Annotated in this window: 23 protein-coding genes; 11 read left to right on the top strand and 12 right to left on the bottom strand. The window is 63.3% G+C overall.

What is annotated here, in order from left to right; all coding sequences use genetic code 11:
* The first annotated feature begins 5 nt into the window (after window positions 1-5).
* From QEN71_RS01690 to hisC, 3 genes are all read left to right on the top strand, one after another.
* Window positions 6-617, top strand: a complete 612-nt coding sequence (locus tag QEN71_RS01690) for a 50S ribosomal protein L25/general stress protein Ctc (RefSeq protein WP_201651304.1) — start codon at window positions 6-8, stop codon at window positions 615-617.
* Between the two features lie 120 nt (window positions 618-737).
* Window positions 738-1,340, top strand: coding sequence for an aminoacyl-tRNA hydrolase (gene pth / locus QEN71_RS01685; RefSeq protein WP_147233949.1), 603 nt, complete (start codon window positions 738-740; stop codon window positions 1,338-1,340).
* 33 nt (window positions 1,341-1,373) lie between these two features.
* Window positions 1,374-2,453: a histidinol-phosphate transaminase gene (gene hisC / locus QEN71_RS01680; protein ID WP_201651305.1), complete on the top strand. Its 1,080-nt coding sequence runs from the start codon at window positions 1,374-1,376 to the stop codon at window positions 2,451-2,453.
* Between the two features lie 71 nt (window positions 2,454-2,524).
* On the opposite strand, the gene QEN71_RS01675 is transcribed toward hisC, so the two are convergent.
* From QEN71_RS01675 to rsmD, 3 genes are all read right to left on the bottom strand, one after another.
* Window positions 2,525-2,782 (bottom strand): YfhL family 4Fe-4S dicluster ferredoxin, encoded by a 258-nt coding sequence (locus QEN71_RS01675; RefSeq protein ID WP_201651306.1) that lies wholly within the window; start codon window positions 2,780-2,782, stop codon window positions 2,525-2,527.
* Window positions 2,783-2,930: 148 nt separating this feature from the next.
* Entirely contained in the window at window positions 2,931-3,437 is a 507-nt protein-coding gene (gene coaD, locus QEN71_RS01670; RefSeq protein ID WP_201651307.1) for a pantetheine-phosphate adenylyltransferase, read from the bottom strand.
* A 117-nt stretch (window positions 3,438-3,554) separates the two neighbouring features.
* A complete protein-coding gene (gene rsmD, locus QEN71_RS01665; protein ID WP_201651308.1) occupies window positions 3,555-4,169 on the bottom strand; it encodes a 16S rRNA (guanine(966)-N(2))-methyltransferase RsmD in 615 nt (204 codons plus the stop codon).
* A gap of 306 nt (window positions 4,170-4,475) precedes the next feature.
* Between rsmD and ftsY the strand changes: the two genes are divergently transcribed.
* Window positions 4,476-5,645, top strand: a complete 1,170-nt coding sequence (gene ftsY / locus QEN71_RS01660; protein WP_201651309.1) for a signal recognition particle-docking protein FtsY — start codon at window positions 4,476-4,478, stop codon at window positions 5,643-5,645.
* A gap of 109 nt (window positions 5,646-5,754) precedes the next feature.
* Here ftsY and maiA read toward each other — a convergent pair whose 3' ends face one another.
* Together maiA and QEN71_RS01650 are read right to left on the bottom strand one after the other, a co-directional pair.
* Window positions 5,755-6,399, bottom strand: coding sequence for a maleylacetoacetate isomerase (gene maiA / locus QEN71_RS01655; RefSeq protein ID WP_201651310.1), 645 nt, complete (start codon window positions 6,397-6,399; stop codon window positions 5,755-5,757).
* Window positions 6,400-6,433: 34 nt separating this feature from the next.
* Entirely contained in the window at window positions 6,434-7,132 is a 699-nt protein-coding gene (locus QEN71_RS01650; protein ID WP_201651311.1) for a fumarylacetoacetate hydrolase family protein, read from the bottom strand.
* Between the two features lie 254 nt (window positions 7,133-7,386).
* Between QEN71_RS01650 and ybiB the strand changes: the two genes are divergently transcribed.
* Together ybiB and leuA are read left to right on the top strand one after the other, a co-directional pair.
* Complete coding sequence (gene ybiB / locus QEN71_RS01645; protein ID WP_201651312.1) at window positions 7,387-8,355, top strand: DNA-binding protein YbiB; 969 nt, start codon at window positions 7,387-7,389, stop codon at window positions 8,353-8,355.
* A gap of 519 nt (window positions 8,356-8,874) precedes the next feature.
* Entirely contained in the window at window positions 8,875-10,533 is a 1,659-nt protein-coding gene (gene leuA, locus QEN71_RS01640; protein ID WP_201651313.1) for a 2-isopropylmalate synthase, read from the top strand.
* Between the two features lie 115 nt (window positions 10,534-10,648).
* On the opposite strand, the gene QEN71_RS01635 is transcribed toward leuA, so the two are convergent.
* Both QEN71_RS01635 and QEN71_RS01630 read right to left on the bottom strand, forming a co-directional pair.
* Complete coding sequence (locus QEN71_RS01635; RefSeq protein ID WP_201651314.1) at window positions 10,649-11,032, bottom strand: nuclear transport factor 2 family protein; 384 nt, start codon at window positions 11,030-11,032, stop codon at window positions 10,649-10,651.
* Window positions 11,033-11,077: 45 nt separating this feature from the next.
* Window positions 11,078-11,641, bottom strand: a complete 564-nt coding sequence (locus tag QEN71_RS01630) for an acyloxyacyl hydrolase (RefSeq protein WP_201651315.1) — start codon at window positions 11,639-11,641, stop codon at window positions 11,078-11,080.
* A 364-nt stretch (window positions 11,642-12,005) separates the two neighbouring features.
* Between QEN71_RS01630 and rpoH the strand changes: the two genes are divergently transcribed.
* The 5 genes from rpoH to cydX all read left to right on the top strand — a co-directional run bounded on the left by rpoH (window position 12,006) and on the right by cydX (window position 16,416).
* Entirely contained in the window at window positions 12,006-12,941 is a 936-nt protein-coding gene (gene rpoH / locus QEN71_RS01625; protein WP_201651316.1) for an RNA polymerase sigma factor RpoH, read from the top strand.
* Window positions 12,942-13,256: 315 nt separating this feature from the next.
* Window positions 13,257-13,529, top strand: coding sequence for a cytochrome oxidase putative small subunit CydP (gene cydP, locus QEN71_RS01620; protein ID WP_201651317.1), 273 nt, complete (start codon window positions 13,257-13,259; stop codon window positions 13,527-13,529).
* Complete coding sequence (locus QEN71_RS01615) at window positions 13,519-15,108, top strand: cytochrome ubiquinol oxidase subunit I (protein WP_201651318.1); 1,590 nt, start codon at window positions 13,519-13,521, stop codon at window positions 15,106-15,108. Before cydP ends, QEN71_RS01615 begins: the two co-directional genes overlap by 11 nt.
* 25 nt (window positions 15,109-15,133) lie before the next feature.
* Window positions 15,134-16,270, top strand: coding sequence for a cytochrome d ubiquinol oxidase subunit II (cydB, locus tag QEN71_RS01610; protein WP_201651319.1), 1,137 nt, complete (start codon window positions 15,134-15,136; stop codon window positions 16,268-16,270).
* A 26-nt stretch (window positions 16,271-16,296) separates the two neighbouring features.
* On the top strand, window positions 16,297-16,416 hold the full coding sequence (gene cydX, locus QEN71_RS01605; RefSeq protein WP_201651320.1) for a cytochrome bd-I oxidase subunit CydX: 120 nt from the start codon (window positions 16,297-16,299) through the stop codon (window positions 16,414-16,416).
* A gap of 68 nt (window positions 16,417-16,484) precedes the next feature.
* Here the strand turns inward: cydX and nagE are convergent, their stop codons facing one another.
* The 5 genes from nagE to QEN71_RS01580 form a co-directional block, all read right to left on the bottom strand.
* Window positions 16,485-18,242, bottom strand: a complete 1,758-nt coding sequence (gene nagE / locus QEN71_RS01600; RefSeq protein WP_201651321.1) for an N-acetylglucosamine-specific PTS transporter subunit IIBC — start codon at window positions 18,240-18,242, stop codon at window positions 16,485-16,487.
* A gap of 108 nt (window positions 18,243-18,350) precedes the next feature.
* Window positions 18,351-20,939 (bottom strand): phosphoenolpyruvate--protein phosphotransferase, encoded by a 2,589-nt coding sequence (gene ptsP, locus QEN71_RS01595; protein ID WP_201651322.1) that lies wholly within the window; start codon window positions 20,937-20,939, stop codon window positions 18,351-18,353.
* A 13-nt stretch (window positions 20,940-20,952) separates the two neighbouring features.
* The gene (locus QEN71_RS01590) at window positions 20,953-21,960 is read right to left on the bottom strand and encodes an SIS domain-containing protein (protein WP_201651447.1); all 1,008 of its coding nucleotides are present in this window, start codon (window positions 21,958-21,960) and stop codon (window positions 20,953-20,955) included.
* Window positions 21,953-23,056 (bottom strand): N-acetylglucosamine-6-phosphate deacetylase, encoded by a 1,104-nt coding sequence (nagA, locus tag QEN71_RS01585; RefSeq protein ID WP_201651323.1) that lies wholly within the window; start codon window positions 23,054-23,056, stop codon window positions 21,953-21,955. Before nagA ends, QEN71_RS01590 begins: the two co-directional genes overlap by 8 nt.
* An 80-nt stretch (window positions 23,057-23,136) precedes the next feature.
* Window positions 23,137-23,871, bottom strand: a complete 735-nt coding sequence (locus QEN71_RS01580; RefSeq protein WP_201651324.1) for a GntR family transcriptional regulator — start codon at window positions 23,869-23,871, stop codon at window positions 23,137-23,139.
* Window positions 23,872-24,180 lie beyond the last annotated feature (309 nt).

Here is a 24,180-nt window from a genome sequence, read left to right as displayed (position 1 = left end):
AGCAAATGAAAGTCATCGCTTTCGAGCGTAATCTGCAAGGTACGGGTGCGAGCCGCCGCCTGCGTAACTCGGGCAAGGCCCCGGGTATCGTGTACGGCGCTGGCGAACCGCAACTGATCGAAATCGATCACAACGCGCTGTGGCACGCACTGAAGAAAGAAGCATTCCACTCGTCGATTCTCGATCTGGAAGTGGCAGGCAAGTCGCAACAGGTTCTGCTGCGCGACGTGCAATACCACCCGTTCCGTCAGATCATCCTGCACGTGGACTTCCAGCGCGTCGACGCGAAGAAGAAGCTGCACACGAAGGTGCCGCTGCACTTCATGAATCAGGAAACCAACCCGGCTGTTAAGCTGGGTGGCGCGATCATCTCGCACGTCATCAACGAAATCGAAATCGAATGCCTGCCGGCCGCTCTGCCGGAGTTCATCGAAGTCGATCTGGTGAAGATCGAAGCGGGTCAATCGCTGCACGCAACGGACATCGTTCTGCCGGCTGGCGTCGCACTGGTTGCGCACCTCGTCGCAGAAAACCCGGTGATCGTTTCGGCACCGATTCCTGCTGGCGCACAATCGGAAGAAGCAGCTGCTGAAGGCGAAAAGCCGGCAGCTGAATAAAACCGCTATCCTCTCGATCCGTTTCAATGGAACGGTCGACGTAACCCGCCGCGGTTCGCCCCGGCGGGTTTTTTTTCGATTATTTCAGCCTGCGCGTGCTGACGCGCGGCTCACTCGAACATGATCAAGCTGATCGTCGGGCTCGGCAATCCGGGCGCCGAATACACCGCGACCCGTCACAACGCCGGCTTCTGGCTCGTCGACCAACTCGCTCGCGAAGCGGGCACGACGTTGCGCGACGAACGGCGCTTCCACGGCTTCTACGCGAAAGCGCGCCTTTATGGCGAAGAAGTGCATCTGCTGCAACCGATGACGTATATGAACCGCTCGGGTCAATCCGTCGTCGCGCTTGCGCATTTCTTCAAGATTCTTCCGGACCAGATTCTCGTCGCTCACGACGAACTCGATCTGCCGCCTGGCACCGTCAAGCTGAAGCTCGGCGGCGGCAGCGGCGGGCACAATGGCCTGAAGGACATTTCCGCGCATCTGTCGACGCAGCAGTATTGGCGGCTGCGCATCGGCATCGGCCATCCGCGCGATCTGATTCCTGAAAGCGCACGCGCCGGTGCTAAGCCCGATGTCGCGAACTTCGTGCTCAAGCCGCCGCGCAAGGAAGAACAGGACGTGATCGACGCGTCGATCGAGCGCGCGCTGGCGGTGATGCCGACCGTCGTCAAGGGCGAACTCGAACGCGCGATGATGCAGCTGCATCGAAATCCCTGACGCGACGCGCGTCGACGCACACAGGAGAGAAGCTTGAGCCGTTACTGGAGCGACATCGTTGATCGGCTGACGCCGTATGTGCCGGGCGAGCAGCCCGCGCTCGCGCATCCCGTCAAGCTGAACACCAACGAGAACCCGTACCCGCCCTCGCCCGCCGTGCTGCGTGCGATCCGCGACGAACTCGGCGAGCACGCCGAGTCGCTGCGCCGCTATCCCGATCCGACGGCGCGCGTGTTGCGTGAGACCGTCGCGGCGCACCACGGGCTGAAAGCGGAACAGGTGTTTGCGGGCAACGGTTCGGATGAAGTGCTCGCGCTCGTGTTTCAGGCGCTTCTCAAGCACGACAAGCCGATTCTCTTTCCGGACATCACATACAGCTTCTATCCGACGTACGCGCGTCTCTACGACGTCGAGTATCGGACGATTCCGCTCGACGATACGTTCCAGATCCGCGCAGACGACTACATGCAGTCGAATGGCGGCATCATCTTCCCGAATCCGAATGCACCGACGGGTCACGCGCTCCCGCTTTCGGACATCGAACGAATCGTCGCATTGAATCCCGATTCCGTCGTTGTTATCGATGAAGCGTATGTCGACTTCGGCGCGCAATCTGCTATCTCACTGATCGGCAAGTATCCGAATCTCCTCGTTGTGCATACGACGTCGAAGTCGCGTTCGCTCGCCGGCATGCGCGTGGGATTTGCATTCGGCGATGCCGCATTGATCGACGCGTTGAATCGCGTCAAGGACAGCTTCAACTCCTATCCGCTCGACCGTCTCGCGCAAGCGGCTGCGACGGCCGCATACAAGGACGACGTGTGGTTCCGCGAGTGCACGAAAAAGGTCATCGCGAGCCGCGAACGTCTGACGGCGCAATTGACGGCGCCAGGATTCGAAGTCGTGCCGTCGTCGGCGAATTTCGTATTCGCGCGCCACGAAGGTTATGACGCGGCCACGCTCGCCAAGCAACTGAGGGAAAAGGAAATCTTCGTGCGGCACTTCAGGCTGCCGCGCATCGACCAGCATCTGCGTATTTCGATCGGCACGGATGCCGAGTGCGACACGCTGCTGGATGCGTTGAAAGATATTCTTGGCGGGTACGTCGGTTAAGACGTCGGCACTAAGACAAACGGCGCCGTCTAGACAAACTAACGGCGCCGCGTTCAGACGAATCAGATAAATCAGGCGCTTTTCGCAGCCTGCAACCCGTTGTACTTGTCCATCAACTGCTCCTGCGTCTCCAGGTGTTCCGGATTGCGCGGAATACATTCGACGGGACATACCTGCACGCATTGCGGCTCATCGAAATGGCCAACGCATTCGGTGCACTTTTTCGGGTCGATCACATAGATTTCCGGGCCCATCGAAATGGCGTCGTTCGGGCACTCGGGCTCGCAGACGTCACAATTGATGCACTCGTCGGTAATCATCAGGGCCATGCTGTTCTCACTTCATGCCGGCGCGCCGCGTCTTTGCACGCGCCGGTAAAAACGTTCCGTAATCCGCAATTTTACGCCTGTCGGATAGACCACGCTGAGCGTCCGGTTATGGCAACACGCTCGCGCTTCGCCGCCAGGCGCAGACAGATCACGGATTGGCAGCGCGCGCCAACTCGTTAGCAGCGACCTTGTCCTGCAGCCGCTTTTCCACCGACGGAAACACGAACTTGCTCACATCGCCGCCCAGTTGCGCGATCTCGCGGACAATCGTGCCCGAGATGAACTGGTATTGATCCGACGGCGTCATGAACATCGTCTCGACGTCGGGCAGCAGATAGCGATTCATGCCCGCCATCTGAAACTCGTACTCGAAATCCGATACGGCGCGCAGCCCGCGCACGATCACGCGCGCATTGTTGATACGGACGAAATCCTTCAATAGCCCCTTGAAGCTCATCACCTGGACGTTCGGATAGTGGCCGAGCACTTCGTTCGCAATCTCGAGGCGCTCTTCGAGCGTGAAGAAGGGCCGCTTGTTGCGGCTATCCGCCACGCCCACCACCAGCGTGTCGAAAATGCTCGATGCTCGACGCACGAGGTCTTCGTGACCGCGCGTGAGCGGATCGAACGTACCCGGATACACGGCGACAACCATGGGATTTCTCCTCTCTACTGACTAGAAGGCATGCCGGAGCACACCCTGCAGGACTCGTCTGACGACGATATCGCGCGCGTGACGGCAAACCGCCCGGCGCTTGTTATGGAACGCGCATTATTCCTCATTTTCGCGCTGCAGCAAATGATAGTGGACAGCGCCCGCCTTGCCCTGCCGGACCACTGACCAGCCCGCCAGCGCTGCGTGTTCGACGGCGTCGAGCGATTCGCCCGACTCGACGTAGAGGAAGCCATCCGCGCCGACCAGCGGCGCCGCCAGTTCCAGCGAGCGGCCGAGCAGTTCTTCGCCGAACGGCGGATCGATGAACACGATGTCGAACGAACCGGGCGCGAGGCTCGCGGCGAGCCGCAATGCGTCGGCTTCGGCGATTTCGATCGCACCGGCCGCCAGCTTCGCCTGATTCGCCCGCAGCTGCGCCGCCGCGCGCGCGTTGCGTTCGACCATCAGCACGCGGGCCGCGCCGCGCGATGCCGCTTCGAAACCGAGCGCGCCGCTGCCGGCAAAAAGATCGAGACAACGCTGGCCATCGAGCCGCTGGCCGAGCCAGTTGAACAGCGTCTCGCGGACGCGGTCGGGCGTCGGGCGCAGACCATCGATGTCGATCACGGGCAGCGGAGTGCGTTTCCAGTCGCCGCCGATAATGCGGATCGAGTGTGCCTGGCCGCGGCCGGAAGGCGCGCTTTTTGCGCGGGCGGGAGAAGTACGGGACATGCGTTTCATGTGTTGAGCTAGTGCCCGCCGATCGTCGGTAAACAGAGGCCGATCGGCGAGCCGGAGCGCCCACGTTACCACACGCGCGCAAGCGCCCCCGGCGAAGTTCACCACGACGGTGCGCGCCTGCCCGCGATCACGACGACGCCTGACGCGCCTGATAAAATGTGCGGCTCCAAGCGCCTTGCATGGCCGATCGCCATGCAGCCGCCGCCGGACCGTTGCGTGCTCGCCCATCGCCGTTCGCCGCCACGCGCCGCCGAGCCGCAAGCAGGAATCCGGCACACTTTCACTCCAGCCCAGACCATGTTCAGCTTTTTCAAACGATTCAAGGGTTCCAAGGCGCCCGACGACACGCCTGATGCGTCGCAGACCGATTCCGGCGCCGACGTCGACATGCAGGACGTGGCTGAGCCGGAAGCGCCCGCCGCGCCCCGTCAGCAAGCGCTGCCGGATTCCGCCGACGCGCCCGAGTTCGACCCGAACTACGTCCCCGACGCCGCCGATTTCGAAGATTCGGACGACGAAAACGAAGCGAACGTCGAAATCGTCCCGCCGCCCGTTCCCGAAGCAGCCGCGAAACGCACGTGGCTCACGCGCCTGCGCAGCGGCCTGTCGAAAACGAGTTCGAGCATCACGGGTATTTTCGTCGGCACGAAGATCGACGAAGACCTGTACGAAGAACTCGAAACGGCGCTGCTGATGTCCGACGCGGGCGTCGACGCGACGGAATATCTGCTCGAAACGCTGCGCGAAAAAGTGCGCGCCGAGCGCCTCACCGATCCGCAGCAGGTCAAGACCGCGCTGCGCACGCTGCTCGTCGATCTGCTGAAGCCGCTCGAAAAGTCGCTGACGCTCGGCCACTACCATCCGACCGTGATGATGATCGCGGGCGTCAACGGCGCGGGCAAAACGACGAGCATCGGCAAGCTGGCCAAGCATATGCAGCGCTTCAACCAGTCGGTGCTGCTCGCAGCGGGCGACACGTTCCGCGCCGCCGCGCGCGAACAGCTCGCGATCTGGGGCGAGCGCAACAACGTGACGGTCGTGCAGCAGGAAAGCGGCGATCCCGCGGCGGTGATTTTCGATGCTGTCGGCGCAGCGCGCGCCCGCAAGATCAACGTCGTGATGGCGGACACGGCCGGCCGTCTGCCGACGCAGCTTCATCTGATGGAAGAACTGCGCAAGGTAAAGCGCGTGGTCGGCAAGGCGATGGACGGCGCGCCGCACGAAGTGCTGCTCGTCATCGATGCGAACACCGGTCAGAATGCGCTCGCGCAAGTGAAGGCATTCGACGACGCGCTCGGGCTCACGGGCCTGATCGTGACGAAGCTCGATGGCACGGCGAAGGGCGGCATTCTTGCGGCGATTGCGCGGCAACGTCCTGTGCCCGTGTACTTCATTGGAGTCGGCGAGAAGGTCGAAGACCTGCAACCGTTCAGCGCAGAAGAGTTCTCGGATGCGTTGCTCGGGTGATGCAGTGACCACCTGAATGCGAGCGAAAGACAAAGGGCGTCATGTGTTTTGCATGACGCCCTTTTTCATGGCTTCTCGCGTTTCAACGCTTCCTTAGCGGAATGCGCTTTTACTCCGCGTCGGGCTGCACAGACGGTTCGGCACGCGCGAACGCATCGAGCGAGTTCGCGTATTCGCAAATTCGCCGGACGGTCGGATACGGACTCAGATCGACATTGAAACGGCTCGCGTTGAACACCTGTGGCACGAGACAGATATCGGCGATGGTCGGTGTATCGCCGAAACACAGCTTGCCCGCGCGTCCGTCCGCGACCAGATATTCTTCGAGCGCGGCAAAACCCGAACTGATCCAGTGGTGATACCACGCATCCTTCACTTCGTCGCTGACGCCGACGGTGCGCTTCAGATACTTGAGCACGCGCAGGTTGTTCAACGGATGGATCTCGCACGCGAGCTGCTGGACGATCGAGCGGACATACGCACGATCGGCGGGCTTCTTCGGCAGAAGCGCGGGTTCGGGATGCGTCTCCTCCAGATACTCGATGATCGCAAGCGACTGCGTGATGACGTCATCGCCGTCGACCAGCGTCGGCACGATGGCGTCGTGATTGAGCGTGCGATATTCGGGCTTGAACTGCTCGCCGCCGTCACGCAGCAGATGCACGGGCATGTACTCGTACGGCAGGTTCTTCAGGTTCAGCGCGATGCGCACGCGATACGACGCGGAACTGCGAAAGTAGCTGTACAGCTTCATTGTCTTGTCCTCCCCCTGAATGGATCCGGCGGCGTCAGACCACGCGCACGCTGAATTCGCCCAGCCCGTCCACGCCACCCTTCATCAGATCGCCCTGGACAATCGCGCCGACGCCTTCGGGCGTGCCCGTGAAAATCAGGTCGCCGGGCTGCAGTTCGAAGAAGCTGGACAGATACTCGATCGTCTCAGCCACCGACCAGATCAGCTGCGACACATCCGAGCGCTGCTTTTCTTCGCCGTTGACGCTGAGAAAGATCGCGCCCTTGTCGATGTGACCGACCTTCGAAACAGGATGAATTGGACCGAGCGGCGCGGAATGATCGAAGCCCTTCGCCGTGTCCCAGGGACGGCCCAGTTTTTTCGCTTCCGCCTGCAGGTCGCGGCGCGTCATGTCGAGACCGAGCGCGTAGCCGTAGACGTGATCGAACGCGTTCGCGGCGGGAATGTTCTTGCCGGCCTTGCCGATGGCCGCGACGAGTTCCATCTCATAGTGGACGTTCTTCGACTGCGCCGGATACGGAAACTCGCCCGTCGCGCCCGCCGCGACGTACAGCACGGCGTCCGCCGGCTTGGCGAAGAAGAACGGCGGTTCGCGGTCGGGATCGTGGCCCATTTCGCGCGCATGCGCTTCGTAATTGCGGCCGACGCAGTAAATGCGGCGCACCGCGAATTGATCGTCCGATCCGACGACTGGCACAGCCGTCACCGGCGCTGGCGCAAACACGTAACCCATTCCGTTTCTCCGTCTTCTATTGAGCCGCTCTGACGCGGCGAAGCATTGAGTGTAACGCGGCGCCGTTTCACGCGTAGCCTGGCCGAACGGCCAGGTGGCATGCGTTCAAGCGATGCCGTAAGGTTCAAGACAGGCCGCGACTTTGCTCGTAAGTTTGCTCGAATTCTGGACGCAAGCGCGGCGTGCGATACTCGAAAGGAACGTAGCGCGTCGATCCGCGTCTGCCCGCTGTCCCTCAAATACCGATTTGCCCGATGACCGATTCCACCGACACCACGCCATTTCCCTGCGCCCGATTCATCAAGGAAATCGGCCGCGGTCCCAACGGCGCGCGCGCGCTCACGCCGGACGACACGCATGCGCTGTACGCCGCAATGCTCGACGGCCGCGTCTCCGATCTCGAACTGGGTGCGATCCTGCTCGCGTATCGGGTGAAAGGCGAATCCGCCGACGAACTGGCCGCGATGCTGACCGCAGCGCATGCATCGTTCGCACCGATCGACGTGAAGCACGGCACGCATCAGGCGGTGTCGATTCCGAGCTACAACGGCGCGCGCAAGCAGCCGAATCTCGTGCCGCTGCTCGCGTTGCTGCTCGCTCGCGAGGGCGTGCCCGTGCTCGTGCACGGCGTGACGGAAGACCCGGGCCGCGTGACGAGCGCCGAGATCTTCGCGCATTTGAACGTCGCGCCCGCGCAGACGCACGGTGACATCGAAGCGGGCCTCGCGAACCAGCGCGTCGCTTTCGCGCCCATCGAAACACTCGCGCCGAAGCTGGCGCGGTTGCTGTCACTGCGTCGACGGATGGGCGTGCGCAATTCGACGCATACGCTCGTCAAGATTCTTCAGCCGTTCGCGCCGGCAGGCTTGCGGCTCGTGAACTACACGCATCCGCCGTATCGCGAGAGTCTGACGCAACTGTTCGTTTCGCATCCTGAAGCCGCTATCGGCGGTGCGCTGCTCGCCCGCGGCACGGAAGGCGAGGCTGTCGCGGATACGCGCCGCCAGGTGCAGATCGACTGGCTGCATGACGGGATCTGCGAAACGCGCGTGGCCGCCGAGCGCTCGTCGCCGGATGCACCCGAGGTCGATCTGCCCGAAGGCCGCGACGCGCCGACCACGGCAGCATGGATCGCGGACGTCCTGCGCGGCGATGCGCCCGTGCCGGCCGCAATCACGCGGCAGGTCGAACTAATCGTAGAAATCGCGCGGAAGGCCGCCTGACAAGGGGCGGCGGCCTTTCGACACGGCGCTTTCCCACCCGAAACGAACGCATCGCGGCTCACAATGTGTTGACAGGCCCACGCTGCCTCGCTTATCTTTTAAAAATGCGTTCCTTTCCGAACACCCTCCGAATTACCCTCGGCCGCCTAGCGCGGCCCCTATCGCTACGTCTAGCGTAAGCAAGGCGTAGCGCCGCGTGCAGTCGCCAAAGCGGCTGCAGCGGTCCTCCTGGCAGTTCCCGTAGTTCCGTTTCACCCCAGTCCGTAGTTCCTTCAAAACCTGTAGTCGTCTGTATTCGTCCGTTTACCGCGCGGACGAATCGCGAGGGTCAAATGCACGTTGCATGGGCTTCCGTTTCGATCGTTGCCTTCGTCGTCGTTCCGATGACGTTGTTTGTTCGCGCCCGTTCGTTGCTCCCGCTAGCGCCCGGCTTGCGGGTCGTGCATCTGTGGCAACCCGCCAGCCGCTCGACGCCACACTCCCCAGCACACGACTAAACGAATCGAACGAGGCCTTACCATGTTGCGCAACCCTGCCGAGAAATACCGTCCCTTCCCCGCCGTCCGTTTGACCGGGCGAAAGTGGCCCACCCGCACGATCGAGCGCGCGCCGATCTGGATGAGCACCGACTTGCGCGATGGAAACCAGTCGCTGATCGAGCCGATGAGCATCGCGCAGAAGACCGAGTTCTTCGAGATGCTCGTCGCCATCGGATTCAAGGAGATCGAAGTCGGTTTCCCGTCGGCGTCGCAAACCGACTTCGATTTCGTCCGCAAACTCATCGACGAAAAGCGCATTCCCGACGACGTGACCATCGAAGTGCTCGTCCAGTCGCGCGCGGACCTGATCGCGCGCACATTCGAGGCGCTCGAAGGCGTGCCGCGCGCAATCGTCCATCTGTACAACGCGATTTGCCCGTCGTTCCGCAAGATCGTCTTCAACCAGTCGCCGGAAGAAGTGAAGGCGCTGGCCGTCGAAGGCACGCGGATCATTCGCGAGCACGCCGACGCCCGTCCGCAGACGCACTGGACCTACCAGTACTCGCCGGAAACGTTCAGCATGACCGAGTTGCCGTTCGCGCGCGAAGTCTGCGACGCCGTCGCGCAAACGTGGCGTCCCACGCGCGATCACAAGATGATCGTGAACCTTCCCGCCACCGTCGAAGCCGCGACGCCGAACGTGTATGCGGATCAGATCGAATGGATGGACCGCAATCTCGGCTATCGCGACAGCATCGTCTTGTCGGTGCATCCGCATAACGACCGCGGCACGGCCGTCGCCGCCGCGGAACTCGCGTTGATGGCGGGCGCGGACCGCATCGAAGGCTGTCTGTTCGGCAACGGCGAGCGCACGGGCAACGTCGACATCGTCACGCTCGCGATGAATCTCTACACGCAGGGCATCGATCCCGGCCTCGACTTTTCGGACATCGACGCCGTGCGGCGGGTGGTCGAGCGCTGCAACCAGATTCCCGTGCATCCACGCCATCCGTACGCCGGCGACCTCGTCTACACGGCGTTTTCCGGCTCGCACCAGGACGCGATCCGCAAGGGTTTCGCGCAGCAAAAAGCCGATGCCGTCTGGGAAGTGCCCTATTTGCCCATCGATCCCGCCGACGTCGGCCGCAGCTACGACGCCGTGATCCGCGTGAACAGCCAGTCCGGCAAAGGCGGTTCGACCTATCTGCTCGAGCGCGGCATGGGCTTCGCGCCGCCGCGCCGCGTGCAGGTCGAATTCAGCCACGCCGTGCAGTCGATCGCCGACCAGTCCGGCGAGGAAGTGACGGGCGACGCAATCTGCACGCTCTTCGCTCGCGAATACTTCGAAACGGACGGCCCGGCGCAGCGCGTGAACGGCTCGACGGTGCGCTGGAACAAGCGCGAGATCGGCGTGCCGGCGATGGCGACGGCGAGCATCGACGGCCACGAGGCTTATGCGAAGGCCGTCGCACAGGAAATCGCGGCGGCGTCAAAGCAGGCCGTCGAGGTCACGTCGTTCGAAACAATGCGCACGGCGGACGGCCGCACGGCCGTGTTCGTCGGCTGCCGGGTTGGCGATCAACCGATGCGGCACGGCGTCGGCGTCGCGGAAGACGAAATGACGGCTGTCGTCGATGCCGTCGTCAGCGGCGTCAATCGCGCGGGCTGGCCGGCTGTCGATCGCCGGGTCGCGGCGTAATTCGCCGTCGGAAAAAACGCAAAAGCGCAAACGCCGGCGATTCACCCGTCGCCGGCGCGCACGAACCGCTTACGAAGCGGGTTTCGTCAGAAAAAGAGTGATGGCGCGATCCGCGTCACTCGATTGCGCAACGCGTCGCCTGCCACGCGATCAGGCGCCACTTGCCGTCTTCCTGCGCCTGAATCGCCGTGTAGGCGATCGGAAAGAGCAGCGCGCCGTTGTTGGCTTCCATCTCGATCAGCGCGCGCCCCGTCACCACGCAGGTCTCGCGTCCGACGGGCAGCACGTCCTGCGACTGCACCTCGATCTGGCGATAACGCCGACGTCCGGCCGTGATGGCATCGATGAACTGCTGCTTCGACTCGCGCTTGCCGTTCGTGTGGACGTAAATGACGTTGTCCGAGAGCAGCGCATCGAGCTGCTGGCCGTTTCCTTCCACCATCGCGCGAAAACGATCGCGCTCCAGCCCGCGAATCGCCTCGATCACTTTTGCCACCATCGCGTTCGCCCCCATCGACGACGGCGCCGACAGCGGCAACGATCGTCAGAAGTTGTACTGCACGTAAATCTGGTGGAAATTTATACCAGGATTCGGCTCTTTGATACCGCCGTTCGAGACATGCTGAAAGCGGTAGCCAAGCTGGTACTGCTGATGATCGCCGAACTGCGCGCCGACGCCCGCCATGTCGGCGAACTGGAACGCGGAGCCCATCGTGAAGGTCGAAGAAAGGCGCGGGTGAGTCAGCACGCGCACGCCGACGCCGGCCTCGACGAACGGCCGGAACCAGCCCGAACCGCGAATGAAGCGGATCACCGGCGTGACGCCGAATTCGCCGATGTTCTCGTTTTCGTTGCCTTCGTCCGTATGCCACCACGCCGCGTGCGCCTCGCCGATCAGCGAGAAGTGCCAGCCGCCGATTTCCCACCAGGTCAGATTGGGATCCCAGACAAAGCCGAGATCGAGCTTGCGTACGTGATGGTCGGCGGTGCCCCCCGCGACCTGAATGCCGAACTGGTCTGCCGAAGCCAGACCGGATGCGCCGAGGAACGTCGCCGCAGCGGCACATTTGAGCGCCGCGTGAAGCCAGGCCTTGTTCTTTTTTTCCATCGTACGTCCACCAGATGCGGGGTTGAGCGAGGACATCGCGCAGCGACATTTTAGAGACAGTAGCAACTATCGGGCCCTTTAATCGGGATCAAAAAGTCGCAAATAACTGCTTCCGTTTCCGAAAAAATCTTGCAGTCGATTACGGAATTTTGTCGTATCCGATGAATCCTAAGCGTTCGCTGGCAAACCCGCAGATGAGGTACGATAGAGACACGACACTATTAGAAGTTACATTCCAATAGTATTTCGGGAACTTGGATGGCCCTACGGCTTCTAAGTATTAGCACTCGGTAGATGAGAGTGCTAACATCCATCGTGGTCTGGCAACTGCCAGACTTTTGTCTGAATAAAAGGAGTTTGCTACGTGAGCAACACATTGACCCTTCCGAGTACTCTGAGCCCGTCGTCGGCTAAGGCCGCTCCGGCAGGTGCACTGGCGCTCTCGCACGCTTCTCTTCTGCCCGGTCAGCTGGGCAATATCGACGCCTACATCCAGGCCGTAAACCGGATTCCGATGCTGACGCCGGCAGAAGAGCGCCAGTTCGCCACTGAATACCGCGAGCAGAACAACCTTGGGTCTGCGCGCAAGCTCGTCCTGTCGCACCTGCGGCTGGTCGTGTCGATCGCGCGTAACTACCTCGGGTATGGCCTGCCGCACGCCGATCTGATCCAGGAAGGCAACATCGGTCTGATGAAAGCTGTGAAGCGCTTCGACCCGGAGCAGAACGTACGCCTCGTGTCGTACGCGATGCACTGGATCAAGGCCGAAATCCACGAATACATCCTGCGCAACTGGCGCATGGTGAAAGTGGCGACGACCAAGGCGCAACGCAAGCTGTTCTTCAACCTGCGCAGCCACAAGCAAGGCTTGCAGTCGTTCACGCCGGACGAGATCGACGGTCTGGCGAAAGAACTGAACGTCAAGCGCGAAGAAGTGGCCGAAATGGAAACGCGTCTGTCGGGCGGCGATGTCGCGCTCGAAGGTCAGGTGGAAGACGGCGAAGAAGCATTCGCGCCGATCGCCTATCTGGCGGATTCGCACAGCGAGCCGACGGCCGTGCTGGCCGCGCGTCAGCGCGACAAGCTGCAAAGCGACGGTATCGCGAGCGCGCTGGAATCGCTCGATCCGCGCAGCCGCCGCATCATCGAAGCACGCTGGCTGCAGGTGGAAGACGACGGTTCGGGCGGCTCGACGCTGCACGAACTGGCCGACGAGTTCGGCGTGTCGGCTGAACGGATTCGCCAGATCGAAGCAAGCGCGATGAAGAAGATGCGCACCGCGCTGGCCGAATACGCATAAGCACTGAGAAGCAGCGGGCGCGCCCGCACCCGTTTCAAATCCGTCTCAAGCAAAGCCCCGCCCTTCGCAAGAAGGCGGGGCTTTTTCTTATGCGTCGCGTCAGATATTGCGTGAAAGCGAGTCGACGCGGAGACATTGCCTTGACCTCGCACAGAACGTGACTTATTAGTGATCAAGCAGATGCACGCTCGCGACACGATGACGCGGCCGCGTCCGTCAGCTCATTCCTACAATGGTTAGGCATGCGCCAGCGCGGCAGACGATGCGCACTGGGTCCTGCCGGGTCAACCGGCGCGATGTCGTTGCCGATCGAACATGGCCATCACGCTCAATCACAGGAATGCCACACGCCGCACGCTCGCCAGCCGCATCGTCGCGTGGGCTCGCGGTCCCACTTTCGCGCGCGACATCCTGATCGTGCTCGCGATCAAATTCGTGCTGCTGCTCGCGCTCAAGTTCGCGTTTTTCAATCATCCACAGGCCCAGCACATGTCGCTGCCGCCTGCGCAGGTCGCACAGGCGCTGCTCTCGGTGCCCGCATCCGTCCCATCGCCGCCTCCGCCTCAAGGTGACAACCATGCCCGCTAGCGACGTCGTCGATCTCTCGCGTCTGCAATTCGCCGTCACGGCGCTTTATCACTTCCTGTTCGTGCCGCTGACGCTCGGTCTGTCGTGGCTGCTCGTCATCATGGAGAGCGTCTACGTGATGACGGGCAAGCAGATCTACAAGGACATGACCCAGTTCTGGGGCAAGCTGTTCGGCATCAACTTCGCGATGGGCGTGACCACGGGCCTCACGCTCGAATTCCAGTTCGGCACCAACTGGTCGTACTACTCGCATTACGTGGGCGATATTTTCGGCGTGCCGCTCGCCGTCGAAGGGCTGATGGCGTTCTTTCTCGAATCGACCTTTGTGGGCCTGTTCTTCTTCGGCTGGAACCGGCTGTCGCGCGTCCAGCATCTGATGGTCACGTTCCTCGTGGCGCTCGGTTCGAACCTGTCGGCGCTGTGGATCCTGATCGCCAACGGCTGGATGAACAACCCGGTCGGCGCAGAGTTCAACTACGAAACGATGCGCATGGAGCTGTCGAACATCTTCGACGTGATCTTCAATCCCGTTGCGCAGGTGAAGTTCGTGCATACGGTGTCGGCGGGTTACGTGACGGCGTCGATGTTCGTGCTCGGTCTGTCGTCGTGGTATCTGCTCAAGCGCCGCGACATCGATTTCGCGCTGCGCTCGTTCGCGGTCGCTTCCGGCTTCGGGCTCGCGGCGACGTTGTGCGTGATCGTGCTCGGCGACGAATCGGGCTACACCACGGGCGAAGTGCAGCAGATGAAACTCGCCGCGATCGAATCCGAATGGGACACGGCGCCGCCGCCCGCGCCGTTCACGATCGTCGGCATTCCGAACCAGCAGGAAGAGCGCACCGACTATGCGCTGCGCGTGCCGTACGCGCTCGGCATCATCGCGACGCGCTCGCTCGACGAACCCGTCGTCGGGCTGAAGGAACTGATGGCGCAGAACGAGACGCGCATCCGCAACGGCATCCTCGCGTACGGCGCGCTGCAAAAGATCAAGCAAGGCGACGCGACCGACGAAACGCACGCCACCTTCGACGCGAACAAGAAAGATCTCGGTTACGGCCTGCTGCTCAAGCAGTTCACGCCGAGAGTCGTCGACGCCACCGCCGATCAGATCAGACAGGCCGCGAAGAAAACCGTGCCGCCCGTGCTGCCTGTGTTCTGGTCGTTCCGGTTGATGGTCGGCCTCGGCATCCTGTTCCTCGCGACCTTCGTGCTCGCGTTCTTCTTCTGCGCGCAGCGCTCGCTGCTGCGCGACAACCGGCGCTGGTTCCTGCGCTGGGCCGTGTGGGCGATCCCGCTGCCGTGGCTCGCGGCCGAGTTCGGCTGGATCGTCGCGGAAGTCGGACGCCAGCCGTGGACGATCGCGGGCATCCTGCCGACGTCGCTCTCGTCGTCGAGTCTGACGGCGGGCGATCTGTATCTGAGTCTCGCGGGTTTCGTCGTGTTCTATACCGCGCTCTTCATCATCGAGATCACGCTGATGTTCAAGTATGCGCGGCTCGGTCCGTCGTCGTTGCATACGGGCCGTTACCACCACGAGCAAACCGCGCAGACGACGGTCGGCGCGAATACGGCGGCATGAGAGACACGAGGACAAGGACAACGCTATGGATTACCCAACGCTCAAACTGATCTGGTGGGTGCTCATCGGTGTGCTGCTGATCGGCTTCGCGCTCACCGACGGCTTCGACATGGGCGCAGCGATCCTGCTCCCGTTCATCGGCAAGACGGACGCCGAGCGGCGCATCGTCGTGAATACGGTCGGCGCAACCTGGGAAGGCAATCAGGTCTGGCTCATCACGGCGGGCGGCGCGATGTTCGCCGCGTGGCCGCTCGTCTATGCCGCGTCGTTCTCGGGCTTCTACTTCGCGATGCTGCTGGTGCTGTTCTCGCTGTTCTTCCGCCCCGTCGGCTTCGACTATCGCGGCAAGCGCGACGATCCGCGCTGGCGAACCGCGTGGGACTGGGCGCTGTTCATAGGCGGATTCGTGCCGGCGCTGGTGTTCGGCGTCGCGTTCGGCAACCTGCTGCAAGGCGTGCCGTTTGCGTTCGATCAGGATCTGCGCGTCACCTATCACGGCAGCTTCTTCGCGCTGCTCAATCCCTTCGCGCTGCTGTGCGGCGTGGTGAGCGCGTCGATGCTGGCCGCGCACGGTGCCGCGTTCGTGAAGATGAAAGCGGACGGCATCGTCGCGCGGCGTGCGTCGATTGCACTGCGCGTCGCGTCGCTCATCGCGGTCGGGCTGTTTCTGATCGCGGGTGTGCTGGTGTCGACGTTGATCGGCGGCTATCAGATCAGCGAGCCTGCGCCGCTCGATACCGTCGCCAATCCGCTGCTGAAGAACGTGATCGGCGCGCCCGGCCTGTGGCTCACGAACTACGCGATGTATCCGTGGATGATCGCCGCGCCCATCGCAGGCGTGGTGGGCGGCGTGCTCGCACTCGTGCTGGCGAACTCGCGCTTCGAGCGCACCGCGTTCCTGTCGACCTCGCTGATGGTGATCGGCGTGATCCTGACGGCGGGCTTCTCGATGTTTCCGTTCATCATGCCGTCGTCGCTCGACGGACGCAGCAGCCTCACCGTCTGGGATTCGACGTCGAGCCAGATGACGCTGCAGATCATGCTGATCGCCGTGATCATTTTTCTGCCGCTCATCCTGATCTACACGAGCTGGGTGTATCGCGTGATGCGCGGCAAGGTCACCGCCGATGCGATCGAACAGAACCATCACACGATGTACTGACGTCACGCGCAAACGAGGAGCGAATCATGTGGTACTTCAGCTGGATTCTCGGCATCGGACTCGCGCTTGCGCTCGGCATCATCAACGTGATGTGGCTCGAAGCGACCAACGCCGTCGATGCGGACGCGAACCGCGACGAACGCTGAGCCGTAAACGACAATCGGCGCCCCGAGGGGCGCCGATTGCTAACTCAGCAAGCCTTAAACGTTGAATCTCAGGCCGTTGCCGTCAGACGCGTCGACAGCTGCTGCGCGTAACGCTGCGCCGCCTCGCCGACGACGATGTGGAACGTATCCGTCGCCACCCACGCGACGCTCAGCGTGTCGAGACGCTGGCGATCGATAGCCGAAGGATCGCGCACGACGATACGCAGGCGCGTCGCCGCCACGGCTTCCAGCGACACGACGTTCGTCGCGCCGCCGAACACGGCGAGCCAGCGCAGCGGATCCGGATCGAGCGGGCCGTTGCCAGCAGCCGTCGCAGCGACCGGCGTTGCAACCGCTGCCTTCACAGGAGCATGAGCAGGAGCCACAGCAGCCGCGCCGCCACTTGCAATCGTCGAGCGGATTTCATCGGCGATGATGTCCGCTTCCGGTCCGATGATGACCTGCACCGCGCCGCCGCCGCGCTTCAGCACACCGCGCGCGCCGATCGACTTCAGTTCGTTCTCCGACACCTTCTCTGCATCGACCACCGACAGACGCAGACGCGTCGTGCAAGCGTCGACCACCGACAGATTTGCCGCACCGCCAAGCGCCGCGATGTAACGCTGCGCGCGCGTGCCAGCCGCTGCCGTCGCGCCTTCGACAGGCGCCACATAACCGCCCGACGTGTACGACTCGACAGCCGCTTCCGGCGTCTCGGCCTCGCGGCCCGGCGTCGCCATGTTGAACTTGCGGATGAAGAAGCGGAACAGGCCGTAGTACACGACGCCATACGCGATACCGATCGGAATCGCTTCCCAGCCCTTCGTCGACAGGCCGTAGTTCAGCACGTAGTCGATCGCGCCCGCCGAGAACGTGAAGCCGAGCTTGATGCCGAGCGCCGAGCAGATCGCGAGCGACAGGCCCGTCAGCACCGCGTGGATCGCGTACAGCACCGGCGCGAGGAACATGAAGCTGAATTCGATCGGCTCCGTCACGCCCGTCAGGAACGACGTCAGCGCCATCGAGAACAGCAGGCCGCCGACCAGCGCGCGCTTCTCCTTCGGCGCTTCGTGGAACATCGCGAGACACGCGGCGGGCAGACCGAACATCATGATCGGGAAGAAGCCCGTCATGAACGTGCCCGCCGTCGGATCGCCTGCGAAGAAGCGATGCAGGTCGCCCGTCACGGCTGCGCCGCCCGGCGGCGTGAAGCTGCCGAACACGAACCACGCGAGCGAGTTCAGGATGTGATGCAGACCCGTGACCAGCAACAGACGGTTCAGCAGACCGAACACGAATGCGCCGATTGCGCCTGCCGTCGTCAGCCAGTGGCCGGCGGAGTCGATGGCGCCTTGAATCGGCGCCCACACGTAGCCGAACACGATGCCGAGCACCAGACACGCGACCCCCGTGACAATCGGCACGAAGCGCTTGCCTCCGAAGAACGCGAGGTAGTCCGGCAGCTTGATGTCCTTGTACTTGTTGTACAGCATCCCCGCGACGATACCGGCGATGATCCCCGACAACACGCCCATGTTGAGCTTGTCGTTGATGTCCTTCATGACGGCCACTTCGACCAGATAGCCGATCGCGCCCGCCAGCGCCGCCACGCCGTTATTGTCCTTCGCGAAGCCGACGGCGACGCCGATCGCGAACAGAAGCGGCAGGTTGTCGAAGATCGCGCCGCCCGCGTCGGCGATCATCTTGATGTTGAACACATCGGGCTGACCGAGGCGCAGCAGCAAACCGGCGACGGGCAGAACCGCAATTGGCAGCATCAGTGCGCGGCCAAGGCGCTGAATCTTCAGAAACGGATTTCCATCCATTGATACCTCCACTCCTTTGTCTCGTGTAGTTGCGTAATTGCTTTACTTGCTGGTTGAAATGTCGAGCTGACGAATCCGGTTTTCAGACTGATTGCGACGCAAGCGCAATCAGTCTTGCGGCCAGATTTCGCGGCTCAGGGCTCTTACCGCTTGTGCCGATTCGAGCGCCAGAGCGTCCTGGGCGCGCTGACGGCACAGCTGATAATCGAGATTGCGAACGCGCGCCTTGATGCCCGGCACGGATACAGGGTCGACCGATAGCTCGGTCACTCCGAGGCCAACGAGCAGCGGCACCGCGAGCGGATCGCCGGCGAGCGCGCCGCACACGCCGACCCACTTGCCGTGCTTTTCGGCACCCTGCACAGCCGCCGACACCAGACGCAGCACGGCCGGATGCATGCCGTCAGCCTGTGCCGCGAGATCGGGCTGGCAGCGGTCCATCGCGAGCGTGTATTGCGTGAGATCGTTGGTGCCGATCGACAGGAAATCCGCGTGCTTCGAGAGTTGATCGGCGAGCAGCGCCGCCGACGGCACTTCGATCATCACGCCGACTTCGATCTTTTCCGTGCGCCCAAGCTCGACGGCGAGTTCGTCGATCCGCTTGCGCAGACGCACGAGTTCGCCCGCGTCCGTCACCATCGGCAACAGGATGCGCACCTTGCCGACCGGCTGCACCGCGAGCAGGCCGCGCAACTGGTCTTCGAGCAGATCCGGGCGCACCTGCGCGAGACGGATGCCGCGCAGACCCAGCGCCGGATTCGGTTCGGGCGGCAGCGTCAGATAATCGACTTCCTTGTCCGCGCCGACATCGAGCGTACGGATGATCGCCGTGCGTCCTTGCAGCGCCTCGACGATCGACTGATAGCTCTCGCGATGCTCGTCGACGGTCGGCGCCGCCTGACGGTGGATGAACAGCAGCTCGGTGCGCAGCAGGCCGACGGCGTCCGCGCCGTTGTCCACTGCAGTCGTTGCGTCGTCGAGCGTCGCGATGTTGGCGGCGACTTCGATTGCGCGGCCGTCGCGGGTCGCGGCGGCTTGCTTCGACGTGCGGCGGTTCGCTTCACGCTCGCCCGCCAGACGCTCACGCTCGTTGCGCGCACGTTCGACGTCGAGCGCGCTCGGCGCATATTCGAGACGGCCCGCCGTCGCATCGACGACGACCTGCGTGCCGTCCGCGATCGTGTGCAACGCATCGCCCATCGCGACCAGTGCCGGAATGCCCGCCTGCCGCGCGATGATCGCCGCGTGCGAGGTTGCGCCGCCGCGCGCCATCACGAGCGCGGTGACGCGCTTGCGATCCAGCGACGACAAATCGGACGGCGTGAACTCGTCGGCGCTCAGCACGGCTTCATCGGGCAGCGAGCGAGCCGCCGCGTTCGAATAACCGAGCGCGCGCAGCACGCGCTTTTCGATGTCGCGCAAGTCGGCGGCACGTTCGGCGAGCAGCGCGTCATCGACTTTCGACAGCACGCCGATCTGCGTGCGGATCGTTTCGCGCCACGCGAAGCCCGCGCTCTTGCCGAGGCTGATGAGATCGCGAGCGGCGTCGATCAGCGTCGGGTCTTCGAGCAGCACGCGATGCACGGCGAAAATGCCCGCTTCGCCATGCGCGCCGCGCTGCGATGCGTCGCGCACGGTCGTGTTCAGTTCGGCGTCGACGGCAGCGAGCGCCTTGTCGAGCTGACGGCTTTCGGCAGCGGGCGTGTTGCCCGTCGTCTCGGGCGGATCGATGTCCGCGTCGTCCCAGCGCACGAGCTTGCCGACAGCGATGCCGGGCGCCGCGCACACACCCGCGAGCGTGTTCGGCGCGAGGCTCTCGGCGCCTTGCGGACGCACAGCCGTGACGGGCGCGGGCGACATCTGGCGCGCGGGCTTCTCTTCCGCTTCGCCGTGCGCTTCGCGCGTCAGTTCGCGCACCACGGCATCGACGGCCGCTTGCGCCTGCGCGCCGATACCGACGATCTCGACCGTTGCGCCCTGTCCCGCGCCCAGTCCCAGCAAACCGACGACGCTTTCGATCGCCGCCTTCTTGCCGTCGAAACGCACTTCGACACGCGCATCCAGACCGCGCGCGGCTTCACGCGCACGCGCCGCGGGACGCGCATGCAGCCCGCCCGCATGGTCGAGCACGATGGTCTGGCGCGCTTCCTCGCTGACGCTCGACGCTTCGCGCGACGCCGCCACTGCCGCGCCATCTTTCACGCGCAGCGTCAGGAGCGGCGACTGGCCTGCCTTGAGCACGCCGTGGTCGGCGCGCTCGACGATCTCGAATGCATCGGAGTTCGCAATCGCGATCACGGAAACCAGGCTCGGTGCGTTGCGCGCGACCACGTCCTGATCGAACTCGATCAGCACATCGCCCGACCGCACGGTTGCGCCCTGCTCGATCATCGGCGCGAAGCCTCGGCCGTTCAGCTCGACCGTGTCGATACCGATATGCAGCAGGATTTCGGCGCCTTCTTCCGTCGTGATCGTGACGGCGTGGCCGGTGCGCGCCAGATGCATCACGACGCCGTCGCACGGCGCAACGAGCTTGCCTTCCAGCGGATCGATGCCGATGCCGTCGCCGAACATGCCGCCCGAAAACACCGGGTCGGGCACGTTCGCGAGCGGGACGACGGGACCCGTCATCGGCGCGAGCAAAACAATATGGCCTTCGGAATGGCTCTTCAAACGGGACTCCTCGACACGTCGCATCTGAATATCTCGATCAGTGAGTTTCGGTGACTTTCATCAGATGGCGCGGCGCATCAGGATTGCGTCCGCGAGCGGCGGCGAGGCCGGCTGCCATCACGTAGAAAGAAAGGATTGCGGCAATCGGATCGAGCGCAGCATGCGCCGTCGATGCCAGCGGCAAGGTGGCTTCGGGCACGTCGTCCGGTGCGGCGAGCAGCACGCGTGCGCCGCGCGCCTGCATATCGCGCGCGAGTTGCAGCAGACCGGCCTGTTCGGGGCCGCGCGGTGTGAACACGAGCAGCGGATAGTCGCGATCGATCAGTTCCATCGGACCATGACGCACTTCGGCGCTCGAAAACGCTTCGGCCTGAATGCCCGACGTTTCCTTCAGCTTCAGCGCGGCTTCCTGTGCGATCGCGAGACCGAGACCACGGCCGATCACGATCATGCGTTCGACGTCGCGCAATTCGTCCACAGCCTTCGACCAGTCGAGCGTACCTGCGCGCGCGAGCGCATCGGGCAGCGACTTGAGTGCACCGAGCAGCGCGTCGTCCTGTTGCCAGTGCGCGACGAGTTGCGCGGACACCGACAGCATCGCGATATAGCTCTTCGTCGCCGCGACGCTCAGCTCAGGACCGGCGACGAGCGGCAAGTAAAACTCGCATGCGTTTTCGAGCGGCGAGCCGGGCACGTTGACGGCGGCCACGGTCAGCGCGCCCGCTTCGCGCAGCGCCTGCATCGTGCCGACCAGATCCGGGCTCTTGCCCGATTGCGAGAAACCGAGCGCAAGCTGGTTCTGCACTTTGAGCGGCGCCTGCTGCAGCGTGGCGACGGACATCGGCAGCGACGCGACGGGCAGGCCGACGCGGCTCATCGTCAGCGATGCGAAATAACTCGCCGCGTGATCCGAGCTGCCGCGCGCGACTGTGAGCGCGACATGACGCGGCTCTTGTGCGAGCCGGGCCGCGAGCGCTTCGACGCGCGACGTATCGTTGAGTTGCGCGGCGACCACATCGGCGGACGCCAGCGCCTCTTTAAGCATATTCGACAATCGATTCTCCTTCGACGTAAGTCGCCGTCAGCGCCAGTTCACGGTCGAACACGACGACATCGGCCCACGCGCCGCGTGCAAGGCGGCCACGGTCTTCGATGCCGAGGTAGTCGGCGGCATAGCGGGACATACGGTTTGAAACATCGGCCACCGGCAGGCCGAGCGATACGAGATTGCGCAGCGCCTGATCCATCGTCAGCGTGCTGCCTGCAAGCGTGCCGTCGGCAAGGCGCACGCCGCCGAGGCACTTCGTCACGTGCTGGCTGCCGAGGCGGTATTCGCCGTCCGGCATGCCCGTCGCCGACGTGCTGTCCGTCACCACGTAGAGACGCGGGATCGCGCGCATCGCGGCGCGGATCGCGCCCGGATGCACGTGCAGCAGGTCGGGAATGATTTCCGCGTATTCGGCGTGCGCGAGCGCCGCGCCGACCATCCCCGGATTGCGGTGATGCAGCGGCGACATCGCGTTGAACAGGTGCGTGAAGCTGCGCGCGCCGTGTTTCATCGCGGCGACGGCGTCGTCGTACGTGCCGAGCGAGTGGCCGAGCTGCACGCGCACGCCGCGCGCGTTGATCTCGGAAATGATGTCCATGTGGCCGGAGATTTCCGGCGCGATCGTGACGACGCGGATCGGCGCAATCGACAGATACTTCAGCACTTCGTCGAGCACCGCCGACACAGCCGCGTCAGGCTGCGCGCCGAGCTTGCCGGGATTGATGTACGGGCCTTCGAGGTGTACGCCGAGCACACGCGCGCCGCCCGGCACGCGGTTCTTCGCGACGTCGCCGAGGCCCGCGACGACGGCCATCAGTTCGTCGCGCGGTGCCGTCATCGTGGTGGCGAGCAGGCTCGTCGTGCCGAAGCGCGCGTGCGTGCGCGTGATCGCTTCGATCGCGTTGCCCGCTTCCATCACGTCGGCACCACCGCCGCCGTGCACGTGCAGATCGATGAAGCCTGGCAGGATGTAGGGCGCATCGTTCGTCGACGGATCGACGGCGTCGCCCTTGATCGCCGAGACGCGGCCGTTTTCGAATTCGATCGTGCCGTGGATCCAGCCTTCGGGAGTGAGTATGTTTCCGGTCAGCATGAGTCTCTCTGATGTTGCGTTATGCAGTGCGTGACTGATTTGCGTGGCCCGCGTTCAACCTGTATTCGTTGTGAGCAGGCTCAAAGCCGCAGTTCAGCGACGAAGTCGTAGTAATCGTCCCGGCAGTACGTGTCCGTGAGTTCGATGGCGCGCTGGTCGGCGCTATAGCCGACGCGCGTGATCAGCAGCAGCGCGCAGCCCTGTTCGATGTCCATCAGCGCGGCGATCTCGCTCGACGCGTTGACGGCGCGAAAGTGCTGCAGCGCGCGCACGACGGGTGCGCCGCGCTGTTCGAGGTAGCTGTAAAGCGAGCCGCCAATCGCCTGCGGATCGGGCACGATCGACACGGGCAGCGACGAATGCTCGACGGCCATCACGATGCCGTCGGCGCGACGCAGACGGCGCAAGCTCGCCACCGACGCTCCCGGCGACAGGCCGAGATGCACGATCTCGTCGCGGCTCGCCGTGCGCAGGCCGCGCTCCAGCCACACCGAATCGGGACGAAAGCCGCGCTGCTCCATCTTCTTCGTGAAGCCGGTGAGACGCGACAGCGGATCTTCGACGCGCGGCGTGATGAAACTGCCCGCGCCGCGCGCGCGCCGGATCAAACCCTGTTCGACCAGCAGCGCAATCGCCTTGCGCGCGGTGATCCGCGACACGCCGATGGCGTCAGACAACGTGCGCTCCGACGGCAGCGCCTCGCCAGCCGACCACACGCCGCAATGGATCGCCGTCGCCAGATTGCGGGCGAGTTGCAGGTACATCGGGGTGACGTTGTGCGCGTCGGGTGTCAGTGCGGACCAACGGGTTTCCATATGGCTCGGTCGGGATCGTGAGGATTCTGGACTGCTTTAACCTACGAAATCGGAGCCCATTATATAACCACCATAATACCAGTCAACGCACTGGTATCCGGCTGGTATACGTCGCACAAGCCATTGATCTGAAAGACATTTCCCGAATTAAGCGGTTTCCAACTGACAGACGGCTGGCATTAGGGCATACCCGTATTTGAGACCAGTCGACGAACTGGTCCTCCCAAATGGTCTGTCAAGTTACGTGCGTTAACCCGCAAATGTCATACCTCTTTATTAACAATCTGGTGCAAACTTCGAAATTCGCGC

This window comes from Paraburkholderia sabiae, assembly GCF_030412785.1.
Lineage (GTDB): Bacteria > Pseudomonadota > Gammaproteobacteria > Burkholderiales > Burkholderiaceae > Paraburkholderia > Paraburkholderia sabiae.
The sequence above is the reverse complement of the archived record's forward strand: the minus strand, read 5'-3'. Positions and strand labels throughout refer to the sequence as shown.